Here is a 19,175-nt window from a genome sequence, read left to right on the forward strand (position 1 = left end):
TCTCGCGCTGTCGTGAAGATCGATGCCAGTCTTGGCGAATGTGGTATGCCAGAAGTCAGTCATGGTCCGGATCTCATCTGGCACTGTACGCGCGAGATCATCGGCTCTCATCCGTTCGGGGCATGTGCGCCCGAAGCGGATCGTGCATCGTCGTCCTCTCGTCCCTCGGGAGTGTCGCCGATGTCGAGGCTCACGCTCTTCCTCGCCGCCTTCGCGCTCGCCACGGCCGCGTTCTGGCTGACGATCCTGACCGATCCGCCGACCTCGGAGGCGGCGTCGAAGGCCGTCGATGCGGAGGCGGTGTCCGGCCCGATCCCGCATGTCCGCTTCGTGCCGGAGGAGCTGTGCGGCCGCTTCGGCGACTGCCCGCGCTGAGCGCTCGCGCGCGCCGGTCGCGTCGGATCACGGCTCTCCGGGTGCGTCGCCCCGGCGGCGTTCCAGGGGCAGGTCGACGGTGCAGCGCAGCGCGCCGGCGCGCAGTTCGTAGCGCGTGCGCGCGTCGAGCGCGTAGGGCAGCGCCTTCTCGATCAGCTCGCGTCCGTAGCCGCTGTGAACCTCGCCGCCCGCGACGGCGCTCGGGGCGATGCCCTGCTCCGTCCATTCCAGCGCGAGGCGCCGCCTGCCCGCCTCGTCCGCGTAGGTCCGCCAGCGCACGCTGAGCTGGCCGTCCTCCACGGCCAGCGCGCCGTACTTGCGGGCGTTGGTGGCCAGTTCGTGCAGGGCGAGCGCCAGGGTCTGCACGCTGGCCTTGCGCAGGGACACGTCCGGTCCCTCCACGCTGACGCGGTCCCGCATCCCCGTCGCCGCGAGCGCGTCGAGTTCGGTGCGGATCAGGGCACGCAGCGTGATCGGCTCCTCCTCCGCCCGCGAGAGCAGGCTCTGGACCCGCGAGAGCGCGCCGAGCCGGTCGTTGAAGCGGGCCCGGAACGCGTCGAGCGTCTCGCTCGACGCCATGGTCTGGTGCGCGATGGAGCGCACCACGGTGATCAGGTTGCGGGTGCGGTGCTGCAACTCGTTGACCATCACCTCCTGCTGCTCCTGGAGCTGGCGGAGGTCGTCGATGTCGGTCGAGGTGCCGAGCCATTCCACGATCGCGCCGCGCTCGTCCCGCACCGCGGTCGCGCACATCTTGAACCAGCGGTAGAGGCCGCTCTCGCCCTGCCAGATCCGGCTCTCCATCGCGAGAAGCCCGGTTCCTTCGGCCTCGCGCCAGTGCGCGAGCACGGGGGCGCGGTCGTCCGGGTGCAGGGCCCGGAGCCAGCCGTGGTCGCGGCTCTCGGCCTCGGTCAGGCCCGTGTAGGCGCACCATTGCGAGTTGGTCCACTGCCAGCGCCCGCCGTCCACGGCGCGCCAGACGAGCTGGGGCATGCCCTCCACCAGGGCGCGCAGGCGCCGCTCGCTCGCCTGCTGGCGCTCCTCGGCCAGCTTGCGGGCGGTGATGTCCACGAAGGTGACGACCACGCCCGCGATGAAGTTGTCCACGCTGCGGTAGGGCAGCACCCGGACCATGTAGCGCGCGCCCGTGGTCGAGCCGGTGATCTCGCGCTCCACCGGCCCCAGCGTGCGCAGGACGCGCCGGGCGTCGTCCAGCATCTCCTCGTAGGCGATGCGCGACTTGATGTGGGCGATCGGTCGGCCGACGTCGGACTCGACGAGGTGGAATATCTCGGTGACCGCGGGCGTGTGGTTCGTCACCCGGAGTTCGTTGTCGAGGAAGATCGTCGCGATCTGCGTGCTCTCCAGGAAGTTCTTGAGGTCGCTGTTGATGCGTCCCAGCTCCTGCACCCGGTAGCCGAGCTCGCCGTTGACGGTGGTCAGCTCCTCGTTGACCGATTGTAGCTCCTCCTTCGAAGTCTCCAGCTCCTCGTTGGCCGATTGCAGCTCCTCGTTGAGGGACTGGTACTCCTCGTTGGAGGCCTTCAACTCCTCGTTGGTGCTCTCCAGCTCCTCGATCGTCGCCTGGAGGCGGTCCTTCGTGGTGCGCAGCTCCGCCTCGAGGCCCTGTGTGTAGGCGCTCCGTCCCGGGAGGAGGGCATCGGATCCCGGCCCCGTGTCCGGCGGCGCCGCGCCGTCCTTGAACAGCACGAACCAGCGCGTCGGCCGGCCCGGTTCGTCCTGGAGCGGCTCCACCACGAGATCGACCGCGCGGCGGTGGCCGTCGATGCCCATGCGCACGCCCTCGGCGTGCGCGGCGCACCGGTCCGCCATCGCCCGTTCCAGCGCCGTGCGCAGGTCGAGCCGCAGGTCCGGGTGGGCGAGCTGGAGCAGGTTCAGGGTGGCGGCGCCGCCCGCCGGATCGATGTAGCGGCCGGTGTGGCCGGAGAAGTGCAGCACCGTGCAGGCCTCGTCCACGATCACGTAGGCGGGCGCGTGGCGCTCGGCGAGGCGCTCGGCCTGGCGCGCCAGGCTCGCCTCGAGGCGCTGCGCCCGGTCGGAGGCCCGCACCCCGTCGGGGTCCGGCCGGCGGACCGTGGTGAGGGGGAAGTCGGGCAGGATGCGCGCGTGGGTCTGCAGGCGCCGGAAGATGCGGACGCGGTTCTCGACGGGAGCGAACAGGTCGGCGTGCCGCGACACGTTCTCGGAGGTGCCGAGGAAGAGCGAGCCGCCCGGCCGCAGCGCGAAGTGGAACACCGGGATGAGCCGGGCCTGCAGGTCGGTGCCGAGGTAGATCAGCAGGTTGCGGCAGGAGATCAGGTCGAGGCGCGAGAAGGGCGGGTCCTTGATGATGCTGTGCTGCGAGAAGATGCACATCTCCCGCAGTTCCTTGACCACGCAATAGGTGTTGCCCTCCCGCACGAACCAGCGCGCGAGCCGTTCCGGGCCGACCTCGCGCACCACGGTGTCGGCGTAGCGCGCCGCGCGCGCCGCGGCGAGCGCCCGCCCGTCGAGGTCGGTCGCGAAGATCTGGACCTGCGGCGCCTCCGCGAGGAGCGCCATGTGCTCGCGCAGCAGGATGCCGAGCGAGTAGGCTTCCTCGCCCGTGGAGCAGCCGACCACCCAGATCCGGATCTGGTCGTCGCGCCCCTTGCCCGCGAAGAGCTGCGGGATCACCGCGCGCTCCAGCACCTCGAACTCGCGCGCGTCGCGGAAGAACTGGGTCACCCCGATCAGGAGGTCGTCGAAGAGCTGCTGCACCTCCTCGGGCTGGGCGCGCAGGTAGGCGACGTAGTCTCCGATCTCCTCCCGCTGCACCACCTGCATCCGGCGCCGTACCCGGCGCAGGAAGGTGCCGGGCTTGTAGCCGTGGAAGTCGTGCCCGGTCCGGTCGCGCAGCATCCCCGCGATGCCGGCGAGCGCCGCCATATCGGTCTCGGACCCGGGCTCCTGCCGGTCCGATTGCCGGATGTAGGCGGCCAGTCGCGCCGCGAGCGCCTCGATGGGCAGGACGGCGTCGGCGAGCGCGGCCGGCATGGTGCCGGCGCCGACGTCGCCCGCGCGGATCGCGGCTGTCTCCTCCGCGAGCGTGAGCCCGCCGGCCTCCTTCACGGCCTTGAAGCCGAGGGTTCCGTCCTCGCCCGTGTCGCCGAGGGCCGCCACGATGCTGCGGCCGTCCGCGGCGCGGGCGAGGGAGACCAGGAAGCTGTCGATCGTGCCCCCGTGGCCGGCGGCCCGCTCCGGCACGGCGGCCCGGAAGCGGCCCGCCTCGACGGCGACGAGGACGCCCGCCGCCGGCAGGTAGATCCGTCCGGCCAGGACCGGCTCCCCGTCCACGATCTCGGCGAGGTCGCGTCCGCTCTCGCGGAGGAGGCGGGCGAGGCGCGCCGGATCGAGCGCCTCGCGGTTCTGCAGGATCACCACGACGGCGGCGCCGGCGAGCGGCAGGCGCGTCAGCAGGTACTCGAGTGCGGCGGTGTCCGCGGCCGCGCCCGTCAGGGCCACGATGACGCTCGCGCCCTCAGGGGCAGCCTGCGACGCCGGTGTCTTCGCCACGTCCGTTTCCCATCCTGCGGCGCGGGCCGCCCGCGCCCATCGAAGCGCCCGGCCCGCGGTTCAGGTCTCGGAAGCCCTGTCCTGGTCGAAGGATCGGGCCGTCCCCGCTCCCAGCACCGCGCGGCGCAGCGTCTCGGCGTGATCCCGATACTCGGCCGCGCGCGCCGCGTACATCTCGGCGACGGCGGGACGGCCGGTCCCGCGCGCCTCGGCGGCCATCCGGGCGACGAGTTCCGCCCGCTCGCCGACGATGCGCAGGGCCACCCGCATCGCCTCGTCGACCGCTCCCTCCTGGGCCTTGGCCGCCGCCTCCGCCGTGTAGGCGTGCCCGACCTGGCAGCGGAAGCGCAGGGGCCGGGCGTCCCGCACCTCCGAGAGGACGCCGCCGCAATGGGGGCAGGAGAGGGCGACCGGGTCGGCCACGCGGCGCAGCACGGCGCTGTCGATCCGCTCGCCCGCCGCGATCTCGACCTCCAGGCGGATCCCGGCGGGCACGGGCGGGCGCGGGCCCGCCTGCTCGCCCACGAGGTCGGCGAGCAGGTCCCCGATCCGGGCGCTCGGCACCCTGAGGCCGTCCGCGACCGCGGCAAGCGCGCTCCGCGGCATCTCGTCGACGATCGCGTCCGCCGGATCCTGCACGATCGCGACGCCTCCGCAGCGCCGCACGGCGTCGAGCCCGGCCGCGCCGTCGTTGAGGAGCCCGCTCAGGATCACGCCGATCACCCGGGGGCCGTACGTCGCGGCGGCCGAGCGGAACAGCGGGTCGATCGAGGGGCGGGCCATGTTCTCGCGCGGGCCCCGCCCGAGCCGGATCCGCCCGTCCGCCACGATGAGGTGGCGGTCGGGCACGCCGAGATAGACGTGGCCCGGCGCGATCGGCATCCCGTCCTCGGCGGGGCGGACCGGCAGGTCGGCGGCCGCCGCGCTGACCGTGGCCATGAGGCCGAGGCTGCGGGCCGGGACGTGCAGCACCACGAGGATCGCGGCCGCGAGCGTTCCGGGGAGCGCGCCCAGGATCGCCTTGAGCGGGGCGGTCGCGCCGGAGGAGCCGCCGATGACGATGATGTCGCGCTTGCTCAGGGCCGGCTCACGGGCTCCGGGGATGTTCGGTCAACCGCCGCGGCCCCGCGGGGTTCTGCGCGATTCGCCGGGCCGGCTCAGTGCGCCTCCTGCCAGTTCCCCGCGTCGCGCGCCTCGACCACCAGCGGCACCCGCAACGTCAGGGCCGGGGCGGGCGCCTGCTCCATCACCGCGGCGATCACGGGGAGCGCCCGCTTCACCTCGGCCTCGGGGGCCTCGAAGACCAATTCGTCGTGCACCTGCAGCAGCATGCGCGCCTCGATCCTCTCGGCGGCGAGCGCCCCCTCCATCCTGGCCATGGCCCGCCGGATGATGTCGGCGGCCGTGCCCTGGATCGGCGCGTTGATCGCCTGCCGCTCGACGCTCGCGCGCTCCTGCGGGTTGTTCGAGCGGATCTGCGGGTAGTGGCAGACCCGGCCGAACAGAGTGGTGACGTAGCCCTTGTCGCGGCAGAGGCGCTTGGTCGTGTCGATGTAGTCGCGGATGCCGGGGAAACGCTCGAAATACTGCTTGATGAAGGCCGAGGCCTCGGCCTGGCCGATGCCGAGCCGGTCGGCCAGCCCGAAGGCCGAGATGCCGTAGATGATGCCGAAATTGATGGTCTTGGCGCGCCGCCGCAGGTCCGGCGTCATCTCGGAGAGCGGCACGCCGAACATCGCCGAGGCGGTGGCCGCGTGGATGTCGATGCCCTCCTCGAAGGCCTGGCGGAGCTGCGGCACGTCGGCGATGTGGGCGAGGATGCGCAGCTCCACCTGGCTGTAATCGGCCGAGATCAGCCGGTTGCCGGGGGCGGCCACGAAGGCGCGCCGGATGCGCCGGCCCTCCTCGGTGCGGATCGGGATGTTCTGCAGGTTCGGCTCGGACGAGGAGAGCCGGCCGGTGGTGGTGGCCGCGAGCGAGAACGAGGTGTGGACCCGGCTCGTATCCCGGTCGGCATGGGCCTGGAGCGCGTCCGTATAGGTCGATTTCAGCTTCGAGAGCTGGCGCCACTCCAGGATCTTCTTCGGGAGTTCATGGCCCGCCTGGGCGAGTTCCTCCAAGAGCGTCGCGGGCGTCGCCCACTGGCCGGACGGGGTCTTCTTGGCGCCGGGCAGACCCATCTTGCCGAACAGGATGTCGCCGATCTGCTTCGGGGACGAGACCGAGAACGTCTCCTGCGCGTCCTCCTGGATCTCCTCCTCAAGGCGGGCCAGGATCTGCGAGAAGTCGCCTGACAGCCGGCTCAGCATGTCGCGGTCGACCCGGATGCCCGCCCGCTCCATCCGGGCGATCACCGCGATCAGCGGGCGCTCCAGGGTCTCGTAGACGGCGACCCGGTGCTCGGCGACGAGGCGCGGCTTCATCATCCGCCAGAGCCGCAGCGTCACGTCCGCGTCCTCGGCCGCGTAGGCGGTGGCGCGGTCGATCGCGACCTTGTCGAAGGTCACCTTGTTGCGGCCGGTGCCGGCCACGTCCGAGAAGGTGATCGGCTGGTGCCCGAGATGGCGCCGGGCGAGCTCGTCCATGCCGTGCCCGCCCTTGCCGGCGTCGAGCACGTAGGAGATCAGCATCGTGTCGTCGAAGGGCGCCACCTCGATCCCGTGGCGGGCGAGCACCAGCCAGTCGTATTTCAGGTTCTGGCCGACCTTCAGCACGCCCGGATCCTCAAGGAGGCCCTTCAGGCGCTTGAGGGCTGCGGCGACGTCGATCTGGTCGGCCACGCGCCGGAACTCGCCGGTGGCGGTCTTCGCCTTGCCGAAGAGGTCGCCGTCGCCCGCGCCCTCGACCGGTTCGAGATGTTCGAGCGGGATGTAGGCGGCCCGCCCCGGCGCGGTCGCGAGCGAGACGCCGACGAGGCCGGCCTTGTGCGCGTCGAGGTCGTCGGTCTCGGTGTCGACCGCGACGACGCCCGCTTCCCGGGCCTCCGCGATCCAGGCGTCGAGCTGTTCCAGCGTACGGATCGTCTCGTAGGATTGCGTGTCGAAGGGTTTGACAGATTCCGCCGCGCGGGCGGCCACGAGGCCGCCGGGCGTGGGCTCGGGCGGCGCGCGGGTCCGGGGCGCGGCGTCCGGCAGGTCGAACTCGGCGAAGGGATCCGTCTCGCCGCCCTCGGGCGGTGCGGCGCCCGGGGCGCGCTCGGCCCCCGCCGCCGCGGTCTCGGGATCGGGCGGCACGGCGTCGCCGAAGAACGGCACCGCGTCGCTGCCGCCGTTCGGGTTGGCGTAGCCGTGGGCCCGCGCACCTGGCAGCAGGCGCGGGTCGGGCTTCACGGCTTCCGGATCGACGTGGAGCATCTGGGCGATGCGCCGCGTCAGCGTGTTGAACTCCATCGCCTTGAGGAAGCCGACGAGCCGCTCCGGGTCGGGCTTGGGCAGCGCCAGGTCGTCGAGCGCCACGGGTACGGGCACGTCCTCCATCAGCGCCACGAGCTTTCGCGAGAGCTTGGCCTGGTCGATGTTGGCGAGCAGCGTCTCGCGGCGCTTGGGCTGCTTGATCTCGCCCGCCCGCTCCAGGAGCGCCTCCAGGCTGCCGAACTCCTTGATCAGCGCGGCGGCGGTCTTCAGGCCGATGCCCGGCACCCCCGGCACGTTGTCGGAGGTGTCGCCGATCAGCGCCAGCGCGTCGCCGATCTGGCTCGGCTGCAGGCCCTCCCACTTGGCCACGATCGCCTCGACGTCGAGGTTGCGCTCCGGCCGGTAGCCGGGCTTGCCCTTGGCGCCCGACTCGAAGTCGTAGAAGCGCACCAGCGGGCCGACGAGCTGCATCAGGTCCTTGTCGGAGGAGACGATGATCACGCCCGCGCCCCGCGCCTCCGCCTGCCGCGCGTAGGTGGCGATGAGGTCGTCGGCCTCGTAGCGTTCCAGCTCGATCGCGTGCAGGCCGAAGGCGCGCACCGCATCGCGCATCAGCGGCATCTGCCGCTTCAGGTCGTCCGGCGCGTCGGGGCGATGGCCCTTGTAGTCCGGGAACATCTCCTTGCGGAACGAGCCCTCCGACTTGTCGAAGACGATGCCGAGATGGCTCGGCATCGTGCCGGCCGCGCCGTCCTGAAGGAACTGCGCGATCTTCGTGCAGAACAGGCGCACGGCGCCGGTCGGCAGCCCGTCGGAGGGGCGGGAATTGTACTTCTGGTCCTGGTTGATCGACTGGAAGTAGGCCCGGAAGATGAAGGACGAGCCGTCCACCAGGATCACCTGATCGCCGGGCCCGACGGGCTTGCCGGCTTGCTGGGCGTCCTCGCTCGGCTGGGTCTCGGTCTTCGCGCTCATCGGGCCTTCGCGTCGCATCGCCTGAAGGCCTGTCTAGTGCCGTTTCCGGCCTCTGGGAAACGGCGATTGGGTCGCGGGGCTTCGTGTCCTCAGGCCCGTGCGGGGCGGCCCATGGGCAGGGCGTCCCGCCGCCGGCGCGCGGCGCGGCGGCGCAGGAGGTAGAGCGCGATTCCCGTGCCCACGAAGAGCGGCATGGCGAGCGCGGCCAGGCAGAAGACCAGCGCGACGACCGGGCCGAAGAAGCGCCCGCGATGCACCTCCAGCATGTTGTCGGCCATGCGCCGGCCGAGCGCGGCCTCCTCGGCGCGCGCGGCCGAGACGAGCGCACCGGTTCCCGGATCGAAGGTCATCTCCGAGCGCGCGCTTGGGGGATCGTCGGCCCCGGCGCGGTAGCGGATCCGGATCGTGCCGTCCCGCGCGCCCGGCAGGGTGACGGTCGCCAGGGCCGGGTTGGGGCCGGCCGCCGCCGTGAAGGTTTGCCACGCCGCATCGAGCGCGGGCGGGCGGCGCTCGCCGCGGGCGCCGGCCGGCTGGACGGCTGGGCGCTGCGGGCGCGCCTCCGGCCAGCTCCCGGTCAGCAGGTAGGTCGCGCCGGCCCGGTAGGCGTCGAAGGACCACCACAGGCCGCTGAGCGCGAGGACGGCGTAGACCGGGATCAGCCACGTGCCGACGACCGCGTGGAGCGACCACCAGCGCGCGCGTCCGGGGCGGGCGAGCGCCGGCCTCAGCCAGACCCGCCAGGTGTGCAGCCTCGGCCAGCGCAGGTAGAGGCCGGTCCCCAGGAAGACGAGGAGCGCGACGGCGCAGAGGCCCGTGACGGTGCGGCCCCAGCCGCGCCCGCCGCCGGGCATGAGCAGCCAGCGGTGCAGATCCCGGATCGTCTCGAAGGTCGCCTCGCCCGCGACGGTGCCCCGGTCGGCGCCGTCGTAAGGGTCGACGTAGCGCGCGGGCGGGTGCTCGCCCGGTCCGGTGCCGGCGAAGCGCACCCGCACCGCCCGGTCCGGATCCCCCGGGATGCCGAGACCCGCGACCCGCAGTCCCGGATGCTGCGCCTCGATCCGGGCGACGAGCGCCCCCGGACCGAGCCGGACCCGTTCGCCGGACTCGACCGCGAGGGCGCGCGCGTTGAGGCCATCGAGAACGGCCTCCTCGTAGCTCATCAGCGCGCCGGTGACGCCCACGAGTGCCAGGACCAGCCCGGCGGTCAAGCCGAGCGCCCAGTGGATGCGGAACAGGATCGTGCGGAGCGACGGTTGCAGCGGCAAGTGCGGTGTCCCGGCGGGTGTTCGCGCGGCACGGCGCCCTGCGACGGGACCGTTCGGCGGCAGTCCGACCTATTGACCGGCACGCAGTGCGGTCAAGACCGCATTCGCTGCGATGTCTGAAATAGAGATCCCTGGTTTTTATCGATTCTAAGCTGGACGACATCGCGCCTGGATATCGATACCCTTCGGAAATGGTCCGGGCCACTTCGAGGCCGGTGTCGCTGGTCCCGCGAACCTCCGGCCCGCGGCGCGGGGCGCCGCGATGGGCGCCTCATCGGGCGCCCGCGGCCTCGCCCACGGTGTCGGCCATGCGGGCCTCGCGCCGCCCGAGCGGCTCGGGCCGGCCTCGGGTGGTGTCGTGGGCGGTCTGGTGCTCCATCTCGGCGTTCACCTCCGCGCCGATCAGCACGATGATGGTCGAGATCCAGATCCAGGTCATGAAGCCGATGGCGGCGCCGAGCGACCCGTAGGTCTTGTTGTACGAGCCGAAATTCGCGACGTACCAGGAGAACAGCAGCGAGCCGGCGAGCCAGAGGAAGCTCGCGAGCGCGCTGCCCCAGGTCACCCAGCGCCAGCGCGGCGCGTCGCGGCTCGGACCGAAGCGGTAGAGCACCGCGAGCCCCAGCAGCACCACGACGAACAGGGCCGGCCAGCGCAGCAGCGCGACGTACCACGCGTCGCTGCTCAGCCCGACGGTGTTGAACACGATCGGCAGCACCACGATGCCGCCGAGCGCCAGCACGATGAACAGCAGCGCACCCGCCGTGAAGCAGAGCGAGACGAGGTTGAGCTTGAAGAAGTTCCGCTTCTCCCGCTCCTCGTAGACGATGTTGAGCGCGTCGAAGACGCTCTTCATGCCCCCGTTGGCGCTCCAGAGCGAGAGCAGGATGCCGGTGAGCACGGTGAGCCCGAGCTTGCTGTCGCCGGCCTCGGTGAGCCGCCGGACCTGATCACCCACGATCTCGACCGCCCCGGAGGGCAGCACCCCCTGCAGGCTCTCCAGGTGCCGGCTGATCTCGGCGGGGTCGGCGAACAGCCCGTAGAGCGAGACCAGCGCCGCCACCGCCGGGAAGATCGCCAGCAGGACGTAGAAGGTCACGCCCGCCGCCACCGAGACCAAGCGGTTCTCCGAGACGTCGTGGAAGACCCGCAGGCCGATGTCCTTCCAGCCGGCCGCCGGGATCTCCGAGGGGGTGCGCGCCTGCCGCCCGCGGTGCGCCTCCCGCTTCGAGACCTGCTCCGCCTCCCGGCCCGCGTGCGAGCCCGAGGTCTCGCGGGCGGGCTCGGAGGATCCGGCGCGCGCCGGCGCCGCGGAGGTGTCCCTCCCCGAGCCGCGCCGCCGCGGCAGGGCGACGAGGCCGATCAGCGCCGCCGAGAGGGCGATCGTCCAGAGCGCGCCGCCTCCGTCGGTCCGGGCGGCGGGTTCGGCTTCGGCCGGCATCGGCGCTTCTCCTGGCATTCCACTGGCATCCTGGTCGGGGCGACCACGCGGACAACCGAGCGTTGTGCGTTCCGGTTTCATTCCCGGGCCGGCGTGCCGTCCGGCACGCCGTTGCGGCGCGCGACAAGCTAAGGCGTTCGGGGACGATGCGGATTTTCTTTTCCCGCAACCGTTCCAGCCGCCGCCGCGACGTTTAAGGAAGAGGGCCGGATGCCGCCGGCCCACGCCCCGTGCCTCGAGAGGAGACCTGAACCCGGTGCCGCACGCGACCGAGCTCATCGCCATCATCGCCCTCGGGCTCGTCCTCGCCTTCCTGTGCGGGATGCTGGCCCAGCGCCTGCGGCTGCCGCCGCTGGTCGGCTACCTGCTGGCGGGCGTGCTGGTCGGCCCCTACACGCCGGGCTTCGTCGGTAACAGCGAGCTCGCGGGCCAGCTCGCCGAGATCGGCGTGATCCTGCTGATGTTCGGCGTCGGCCTGCACTTCTCGATCGGCGACCTGATGGCGGTGCGCGCCATCGCGCTGCCGGGCGCGATCGTGCAGATCGCGGTGGCGACCGCGATGGGCGGTGGGTTGGCCCTGCTCTGGGGCTGGGGCATCGGGGCCGGGCTCGTCTTCGGCCTCGCGCTCTCGGTGGCCTCCACGGTCGTGCTGCTGCGGGCCCTGGAGGAGCGCGGCCTCCTCGACAGCGACAAGGGCCGGATCGCGGTGGGCTGGCTCATCGTCGAGGACCTGGCGATGGTGCTGGCGCTGGTGCTGCTGCCCGCGCTCGCTCCCTCGCTCGGCGGCAAGGCCGAGGAGCAGAGCCACGGGGCCGCGCACGCGCTGGCGGACTTCGTCGGCGGCCTCGTCGGATCGGGCCTTGCCGACAGCATCTGGCTGACGCTGGGCCTGACGCTCGCCAAGGTCGCGCTGTTCGTGGCGCTGATGCTCGTCGTCGGTCGCCGCTTCGTGCCCTGGCTGCTCGATCAGGCGGCGCGCACCGGCTCGCGCGAACTGTTCACGCTCTGCGTGCTGGCGCTCGCGCTCGGCCTCGCCTTCGGCTCGGCGGAGCTGTTCGGCGTCTCCTTCGCGCTCGGCGCCTTCTTCGCCGGCATGGTGCTCGCCGAATCCGATCTCAGCCATCAGGCCGCGGCCGATTCCCTGCCCCTGCAGGACGCCTTCGCGGTGCTGTTCTTCGTCTCGGTCGGCATGCTGTTCGACCCCTTCATCCTGATCCGCGAGCCGCTCTCCGTGCTGGCGGTGCTCGGCGTGATCATGCTGGGCAAGTCGCTCGCGGCCGTGGCAATCGTCCTCGTCTTCAAGCACCCGGTCGGCACCGCCCTCACCATCGCGGCGAGCCTCGCGCAGATCGGCGAGTTCTCCTTCATCCTCGTCACGCTCGGGCTCTCGCTGAAGCTGCTGCCGACGGAGGGCCGCGACCTGATCCTCGGCGGCGCGCTGCTCTCCATCACCCTGAACCCGCTGGCCTTCGCGCTCGCCGCGCGCGTCGAGGCGTGGCTCGCCGACCGGCCGGACCTCGCCCGCCGCTTCGAGCGGGGCGGGGCCGACACGGTGTCGGTGACGGGCGAGACCAAGGCGCCGCGCCGCCACGCCGTCGTCGTCGGCTACGGCCGGGTCGGCAGCAGCATCGGCAAGGCGCTGGAGACCTGGGACCTGCCCTTCGTGGTGATCGACCGCGACCGGCGCCGGGTGCTGGAGCTGCGCGAGGCCGGCATCGAGGCGGTCTACGGCGACGCGCTGGCCCCGGGCATCCTGGAGGCGGCGGGCATCGGCCAGGCCCGGCTCCTCGTGAGCGCGACGCCCGATTCGCATCAGGCCCGCCGCCTCGTGGAACTCGCCCGCGAGGCGAACCCGCGCATCGATACCCTGATCCGCACCCACAGCGACGCCGAGCGCCGCCGCCTGGAGGAGGAGAAGGTCGGCCTCGTGCTGATGGGCGAGCGGGAACTCGCCTTCGGGATGACGTTCTACGCGCTGCGCAGCCTCGGCCTGAAGGACGGTGAGGCCCGCCTCTTCGTGGACGCCGCCCGCGCCGAGAGCCGGGCCGAGGCGCCGACCGAGACCGAGATCGAGCAGAGCACGCCGGAACTGCGCCCGCACAAGGCGGAGGTGGCGGAAGGGTAGGTGCCGCGCGCTCAGGAGGGCTCAGGGCAGGGACCGAGTTCCGCGTCGCAGACCGCGATGATCTCCTGCATGCGGTCGTGCACCGTTTGCCAGATCATGCGCGGCGAGACGTTGTCGTAGGCGTGCCGGTCGACATTCCCGGCATCGGCCACCTGCCGCCAGGGGATATGCGGATGGCGGTCGACGACGGCCGGATCGAGCCGGCGGCTGGCTTCCGAGACGATCTCCAGGCAGCGGACGACAGCGTAGAGCGTGCGCCGGTCGGCCTCGAAGGCCGCGACGGACATATCGCCCACGAAGGTGAGCGCCGTCGCGGCGTTCTCGCGGATGTCGACCAGGGCGCGCCGGCCCCGTTCAGAACGCATCGATGACGTCCCGTAGCGCGTGCGGACGCACCTCGGCCTTCAGGGCTGCACGGTTGGCGACATCGACCCGCCGCGGATACAGGCCCTCGATGAACTGCACGACGGCAACGTAGGCGTAGACGTCCCGAACCCTGTCCTCGTCGATCTCGATCAGCAGATCGACGTCGCTGTCCGGCCCCGCCTCACCGCGTGCCGTCGAGCCGAACAGCCCGGCATGCCGGACGCCGCGGCTGCGGAGATCCGATTCGTGCGCGCGCAGGATCTGCAAGGCGGTGGCGCAATCCATGTGCGAACTCTAGCAGCCCCCGGTGGACGCCAGCAACGCGCCTCAGCCGGCCAATTCCCGCCCCAGCTCCGCCACCCGTCGCAGGTCGCCGACGAAGGCCCCGTACGCTTCCGCCTTCGCCTCGTCCGGCAGGCGCAGCAGGTAGGAGGGGTGGACGGTGATGAAGCCCGCGAAGCGGTTGTGGTGGCGCTCGAACTGGAACGGCCCGCGGGCGCGGGTGATCGGCACCGCCTTGCCGGTCAGCGCCAGCACGGCGGTGGCGCCCAGCGCCACGACGAGGCGGGGCGCGACGAATTCCAATTCCCGGTCGAGCCACCAGCGATAATGGCTGACCTCGCCCGCGGTCGGCTTCTGGTGGATGCGGCGCTTGCCGCGCTCCTCGAACTTGAAGTGCTTGACGGCGTTCGTGAGGTAGCTCGCCCCCCGGTCGATCCCGGCCTCCTGCATCGCCCGCGAGAGGAGCTGCCCGGCAGGACCCACGAAGGGCCGGCCCTTCCGATCCTCCTGGTCCCCGGGCTGCTCGCCCACGAAGGCGATCGTCGCCCCGACCGGTCCCTCGCCGAGCACCGCCTGCGTCGCGCCCGGTACCAGCGGCTCGCTGCGCCGGATGATCGCGTTGAGCTCGTCCAGCGAGGCCGGGTCCTGGTCGGCCATCGCGGCGACGGCGCGGGCGGGGTCGCGTCTGGCGGGCACGCTCGGGCTCCTCTCGATCATCGCGCGCGTGCCGGCCTCGGCCCCGCGCACCAGGGCTGGAATCGCCAGGGTCTCGGGCATGTTCCGCCAGTACTTCTTCGGCATCTCGGCCCGCATCGCCTTCAGGTTGGTGCGGGCCGGGTTGAAGGTGCTCTCGTAGTAGTCGCGCCAGCCGGCCTCGAAGCCGTCGCCGGGCGGCAGGTCCTCGCGCCGGCCGGGCGGGCCGAGGCGGAGCGCGGCGCCGTCCCAGTGGGCGGAGGCGTCCGGCGTCAGGATGGACCAGGTCAGCGAGCGGAAGCGCGCGACGAAGAAGGGCGCGGCAGCCTCGAGGATGTGGTGGTCGGGCTCGAACCACGCGGTGAAGCGCTCGACCCCGGCCTCTTCGCTCCGGCGGAAGCGCAGGAAGGCGTGCATCTTGTGCAGGTCGCGCCCGATCGCCTTGCGCATCAGGTTGAGCCGGTGGACCAGGGGATCGCTCGGCACCGCCATGAGGTGACGCTCGCCCGCGCGCACGCGCCAGATCAACTGGAAGAGAAGGGCGTAGCGCTCGGGATCGCGGTGGGGCACCACCATCGGCACGAGGTCGGCGACCGCGCGCGGCAGGCGCAAGGGACCGGTCTCCGCGGGCGGCGCGCTGCCGAACAGGTCGGATGTCGCGCCCACGCTCCAGGCGACGCGCTCGGGCGGCACGCCCTCGGCCACGAGGGCGCGGACGGCGGCGCGGAAGCCGGCGAGGTCGGCACCGGGCGCGAGGGCGACGGCGCGCGTCGGCCCCGTCATCTCAGAACAGACTCAGCTGCCGCGCAGGCTCGGCGAGCCGTGCCCGGAGATCCAGCCGGTCGGTCTGGCCGCCCGGCGTGTAGTCCGCCGCGATCAGGAAGGGCCGCGCCCGCTTCAGCGCCGAGGTCAGGCGGGCCACGTCGTCGAGGCGCAGCGTGGTGTGGCGCCGCGCCTGGATGATCCGGTCGACCGCCCGCGCGCCGAGGCCCGGCACCCGCAGCAGCATCTCGCGCTCGGCCCGGTTCACGTCCACGGGGAAGCGCGCCCGGTTCTTCAGCGCCCAGGCGAGCTTCGGATCGACGTCGAGGGCGAACATGCCCTCGTCCGCCGCGTCCGCCACGTCGTCGGGGGTGAATTCGTAGTACCGGATCAGCCAGTCGGCTTGGTAGAGCCGGTGCTCGCGCTGGAGCGGGGGCGATTTCAGCGGCAGGATCGCGGCCCCGTCCGGGATCGGGCTGAAGGCCGAGTAGTAGACGCGCTTGAGGCCGACGCTGCCGTAGAGATGCGCGCTCTTGCGGATCAGCGCCTCGTCGGTGGTCGCGTCCGCGCCCACGATCACCTGGGTCGACTGGCCCGCGGGCGCGAAGCGGCGGCGCTCGGCCTTCGCCTCGACGATGCGCTCGCCGATCTGCGCCATCGCGCCCTGGATCGAGGCGCCGTCCTTCTCGGGGGCGAGGCGCTCCAGGCTCTGCTCGGTCGGGAGTTCCACGTTGATCGAGAGCCGGTCGGCGAAGAGCCCCGCCTCCTCGATCAGCCAGGGGCTGGCCTCGGGGATCGTCTTCAGGTGGATGTAGCCGCGGAAGCCGTGGTCGCGGCGCAGGCTCTTGGCCACCCGGTTCATCTGCTCCATCGTGTGGTCGGGCGACTTGATGATGCCCGAGGACAGGAACAGGCCCTCGATGTAGTTGCGCTTGTAGAACTCCACCGTGAGGCGCACGACCTCCTCGACGGTGAACTTCGCCCGGCGCACGTTCGAGGAGCGCCGGTTGACGCAGTAGGCGCAGTCGAACAGGCACCAGTTGGTGAGCAGGATCTTGAGGAGCGAGACGCAGCGCCCGTCCGGCGTGTAGGCGTGGCAGATGCCCGCGCCCGTGGTGGAGCCGAGCTCGCCCTTCCTGGCGCTCCGCTTCGGCGCCCCCGAGGAGGCGCAGGAGGCGTCGTACTTCGCCGCGTCCGCCAGGATGCGCAGCTTCTTCGCGAGAGTCTCGTCCATCGAACAAACAATGAACGCTCGCGTGGCGGAAACAAGGTCGCGCGCGGGAGAAACCCCGCGCGCGATGCCGCACCGGCCGGGATCAGCCCTGGCTGAGCGTCGCCTTCAGGGTGATCTCGGCGTTGAGCACCTTCGAGATCGGGCAGTTCACCTCGGCGGCGTGGGCCAGCTCGTCGAACTTGGCCTGCTCGATGCCCGGGATCGTGGCGGTGAGCGTGAGCGCCGACTTCGAGACCTTGAAGCCGTCGCCCTCCTTCTCCAGGCTCACCACCGACTCGGTCCTGAGCTCGGTTGCCGTGAAGCCCGCGCCCTGGAGCTGGAAGGCCAGCGCCATGGTGAAGCAGCCGGCATGCGCGGCCGCGATCAGCTCCTCGGGATTGGTGCCGGGCTTGTCCTCGAAGCGGGTGTTGAAGCCGTAGGGCTGGTCGGAGAGCACGCCCGACTGGGTGGTGAGCTGGCCCTTGCCCTCCTTGCCGCTGCCCTGCCAGTGGGCGCTCGCCTTGCGGTTGATCATCGTTCGCCTCCGTTCGGGCCCGGTGCAGGATGCGCCGGGGCCGTTCCGTCGCGGAGGTGGCGCGGGGGCGCCGGATATCCAGGGGCCGCGAGGCTTTCAGTCCTCGCGATCCGTCCCGTCCGGCTCGGCATCGACGGTGTCGCGCGCCAGCCCGTAGCCGAAGCCGGCTCGGGCCAAGGCCGCGAGGTCGCGGTCGCGGTGGGCGGCCCGCTGGTCCGGCCGGCGGAAGGGGCCGAGGCGCCGCCGCTTCGCGTAGGCCAGGGCGGCCTCCGCCTCGACGGCTTGGCGGTCGTCGTCCGCTTCCTCCCGCTCGGCCTCCATCGCGGCCTCCACGACGGCGCGGGGCACGCCCTTGGCGGCGAGCTTCGCCGAGACGCCGCGGGTCGATGTGCCGCGCCGCCGCAGCGTCGCGAGGCGGGCGCGGGCGAAGCGGGCATCGTCCACGAGCCCCGCCGAGAGCGCGCGGGCGACCGTGGCCTCGATCAGTTCGGCGAAGGAAGCCGGATCCTCTTCGCGCGCACGGGCACGTTTCTCGACACGGCGCGCCAGCGTCCGGCGCAGCATCTCGGCCGAGGCGCTGTAGCGCTCGAGATAGTGCAGGGCGGCCCGCTCCAGCCACGCGGCCGTGACGGGGCGCGGCGGACGACGGGGCGGCGCGTCCGGACCATCACGGGAAGGTGAGGTGGCAACGATTTTGCGGATCACGGGTTCTTCACGATCTGAACAGGATCTCGTTGCATGATGCCACGATGCAACGCTTGCAAGGCGACAAGATCGGCGCCCGGATCGAGCATCGTCTCCTCCGCGCCGCGTCGGCAACGGTCTTGAGACGCGAGTGGGTCCTTGTCCTGCTCGCCCTCGGACTCGCCACGACGGCGGCGCTCGTCTTCTACCTGTCGCGCCCGACCGTGCTCACCGTGGCGGTCGCGCCGCAGGACGGGCCGGAGACCGGGCTGGTGGAGGCCTACGCGCAGGCCCTCAACCGGGCGCGGGAGGACGTACGGCTGAAGCTCGTCCGCCACGGGGACGTGCGCGACAGCGGCGCGGCGCTGCAGGCCGGCCGTGCCGATCTCGCCATCGTGCGCCCCGACGTGTTCATGCCCGAGAACGGGCTGACGCTCGCCGTGCTGCACGACGAGGCCCTGTTGATCGCGGCGCCCGAGGCCGCCGGGATCGACGATTTCCCCGATCTCGCGCGTAAGCGCATCGGCTTCGTGGTGCGACACGACGCGGATCTGCCCTTCCTCGCCAACATGCTGGCCTTCTACGATCTCGCGCAGGCCGGCGGCGACACGGCGGAGGCGGAACTCGGCCCCGGCCACGTCGCCCTGGTTCCGCTGAAGCCCGCCGAGGTCACGGCGGCGGTGGCCGAGAAGCGGGTGGACGCGGTCGCCGTGATCGCGAGCCCCTCCTCGAAGCCGGCGCTGGCCACGGTGCGGGCGGTCGAGTTCGGCGCGCCCGAGCGCAAGGTCGCGCTGGTCTCCGTGCCCGACACCGACGCGATCCTGCAGCGGTATCCCGAGCTCCAGGCGGTGACGATCCCCGCCGGTACCTTCGGCGGGCGGCCGAAGCGCCCGGCCGAGGAGGTGAAGACGGTGGGCGCCTCCTACCGGCTGATGGCGCGCAGCACCGTCAACCGCGTGGCCGTCGCCTCGGTGACGCAGCACCTGTTCGAGTGGCGCTCGAAGCTCGCCGCGGTCGCGCCGGTCGCCAAGCTGATGAAAGCGCCCGACTTCGACACCACGGTGGCGGCGACCTCGGCGCGCCTGCCGAACCACCCGGGCGCGGTGGACTATTTCGAGCGCGAGCAGCAGACCTTCCTGGAGCGCTACGAGGACTACATCTACCTCTTCGCCTTCTTCGGCGGCACGATCGGCTCAGGGATCGCGTGGCTCGGCCAGCGGCTGGCGCGCAAGCGCCGCGAGCGGGTCGATGTCGTGCTCGACCGGCTCCTCGACATCCTGCGGGAGGCCCGCGGCGCGGGCCGGGCCGAGGTGCTCGACACGCTCGCCCGCGAGACCGACGAGCTGGTGGCCGACGTGGTGCAGTACGCGCGCGAGCGCACGATCGACGCCCGCACCCTTAGCGCCCTCATCCTGGCGGTGGACGCGGTCCAGGCGGCGCTCGCCGACGCGCGGCGCCAGCTCGGCACCGGCCCGTTAGAGAGCCGGACGGAGGCGCGGGCGCGCACGGCCCGCCTGCTGGGGCACGGACTGTCGGCGGCGGAGTAGGGGC

Annotated in this window: 14 protein-coding genes; 3 read left to right on the forward strand and 11 right to left on the reverse strand. The window is 72.2% G+C overall.

The annotated features are described in order from the left end of the window. The first annotated feature begins 180 nt into the window (after positions 1-180). The gene (locus MFF56_RS08795) at positions 181-375 is read left to right on the forward strand and encodes a hypothetical protein (protein ID WP_156453657.1); all 195 of its coding nucleotides are present in this window, start codon (positions 181-183) and stop codon (positions 373-375) included. A gap of 27 nt (positions 376-402) precedes the next feature. Here MFF56_RS08795 and MFF56_RS08800 read toward each other — a convergent pair whose 3' ends face one another. The 5 genes from MFF56_RS08800 to MFF56_RS08820 all read right to left on the reverse strand — a co-directional run bounded on the left by MFF56_RS08800 (position 403) and on the right by MFF56_RS08820 (position 10,964). Further along, positions 403-3,930, reverse strand: a complete 3,528-nt coding sequence (locus tag MFF56_RS08800; protein WP_308445265.1) for a CheR family methyltransferase — start codon at positions 3,928-3,930, stop codon at positions 403-405. 60 nt (positions 3,931-3,990) lie between these two features. After that, complete coding sequence (locus MFF56_RS08805; protein ID WP_238229970.1) at positions 3,991-5,010, reverse strand: chemotaxis protein CheB; 1,020 nt, start codon at positions 5,008-5,010, stop codon at positions 3,991-3,993. A 77-nt stretch (positions 5,011-5,087) separates the two neighbouring features. Beyond that, positions 5,088-8,258, reverse strand: a complete 3,171-nt coding sequence (polA, locus tag MFF56_RS08810) for a DNA polymerase I (protein ID WP_066918218.1) — start codon at positions 8,256-8,258, stop codon at positions 5,088-5,090. Positions 8,259-8,347: 89 nt separating this feature from the next. Further along, positions 8,348-9,523: a PepSY-associated TM helix domain-containing protein gene (locus MFF56_RS08815; protein ID WP_238229941.1), complete on the reverse strand. Its 1,176-nt coding sequence runs from the start codon at positions 9,521-9,523 to the stop codon at positions 8,348-8,350. Between the two features lie 271 nt (positions 9,524-9,794). Then, positions 9,795-10,964: a YihY/virulence factor BrkB family protein gene (locus tag MFF56_RS08820; protein WP_082773233.1), complete on the reverse strand. Its 1,170-nt coding sequence runs from the start codon at positions 10,962-10,964 to the stop codon at positions 9,795-9,797. Between the two features lie 256 nt (positions 10,965-11,220). Here MFF56_RS08820 and MFF56_RS08825 point away from each other — a divergent pair, with 256 nt between their 5' ends. Continuing rightward, positions 11,221-13,089 (forward strand): cation:proton antiporter domain-containing protein, encoded by a 1,869-nt coding sequence (locus MFF56_RS08825; protein ID WP_066924996.1) that lies wholly within the window; start codon positions 11,221-11,223, stop codon positions 13,087-13,089. Between the two features lie 11 nt (positions 13,090-13,100). Here the strand turns inward: MFF56_RS08825 and MFF56_RS08830 are convergent, their stop codons facing one another. The 6 genes from MFF56_RS08830 to MFF56_RS08855 form a co-directional block, all read right to left on the reverse strand. Next, positions 13,101-13,454, reverse strand: a complete 354-nt coding sequence (locus MFF56_RS08830) for a HepT-like ribonuclease domain-containing protein (protein WP_066924998.1) — start codon at positions 13,452-13,454, stop codon at positions 13,101-13,103. After that, the gene (locus tag MFF56_RS08835) at positions 13,444-13,722 is read right to left on the reverse strand and encodes a nucleotidyltransferase family protein (RefSeq protein WP_238229942.1); all 279 of its coding nucleotides are present in this window, start codon (positions 13,720-13,722) and stop codon (positions 13,444-13,446) included. Before MFF56_RS08835 ends, MFF56_RS08830 begins: the two co-directional genes overlap by 11 nt. Before the next feature lie 60 nt (positions 13,723-13,782). After that, positions 13,783-15,213, reverse strand: coding sequence for a UdgX family uracil-DNA binding protein (locus MFF56_RS08840; RefSeq protein WP_066925001.1), 1,431 nt, complete (start codon positions 15,211-15,213; stop codon positions 13,783-13,785). Between the two features lies 1 nt (position 15,214). Beyond that, positions 15,215-16,426, reverse strand: a complete 1,212-nt coding sequence (locus tag MFF56_RS08845) for a putative DNA modification/repair radical SAM protein (protein WP_066925004.1) — start codon at positions 16,424-16,426, stop codon at positions 15,215-15,217. A gap of 82 nt (positions 16,427-16,508) precedes the next feature. Beyond that, positions 16,509-16,940, reverse strand: coding sequence for an OsmC family protein (locus tag MFF56_RS08850; protein ID WP_066925006.1), 432 nt, complete (start codon positions 16,938-16,940; stop codon positions 16,509-16,511). A 96-nt stretch (positions 16,941-17,036) separates the two neighbouring features. After that, the gene (locus tag MFF56_RS08855) at positions 17,037-17,645 is read right to left on the reverse strand and encodes a RecX family transcriptional regulator (RefSeq protein ID WP_238229943.1); all 609 of its coding nucleotides are present in this window, start codon (positions 17,643-17,645) and stop codon (positions 17,037-17,039) included. 119 nt (positions 17,646-17,764) lie between these two features. Here MFF56_RS08855 and MFF56_RS08860 point away from each other — a divergent pair, with 119 nt between their 5' ends. After that, positions 17,765-19,171, forward strand: a complete 1,407-nt coding sequence (locus tag MFF56_RS08860; RefSeq protein WP_066925016.1) for a TAXI family TRAP transporter solute-binding subunit — start codon at positions 17,765-17,767, stop codon at positions 19,169-19,171. Positions 19,172-19,175: the final 4 nt, after the last annotated feature.

Source organism: Methylobacterium hispanicum, assembly GCF_022179285.1.
In the GTDB taxonomy this organism is placed as follows: domain Bacteria; phylum Pseudomonadota; class Alphaproteobacteria; order Rhizobiales; family Beijerinckiaceae; genus Methylobacterium; species Methylobacterium hispanicum.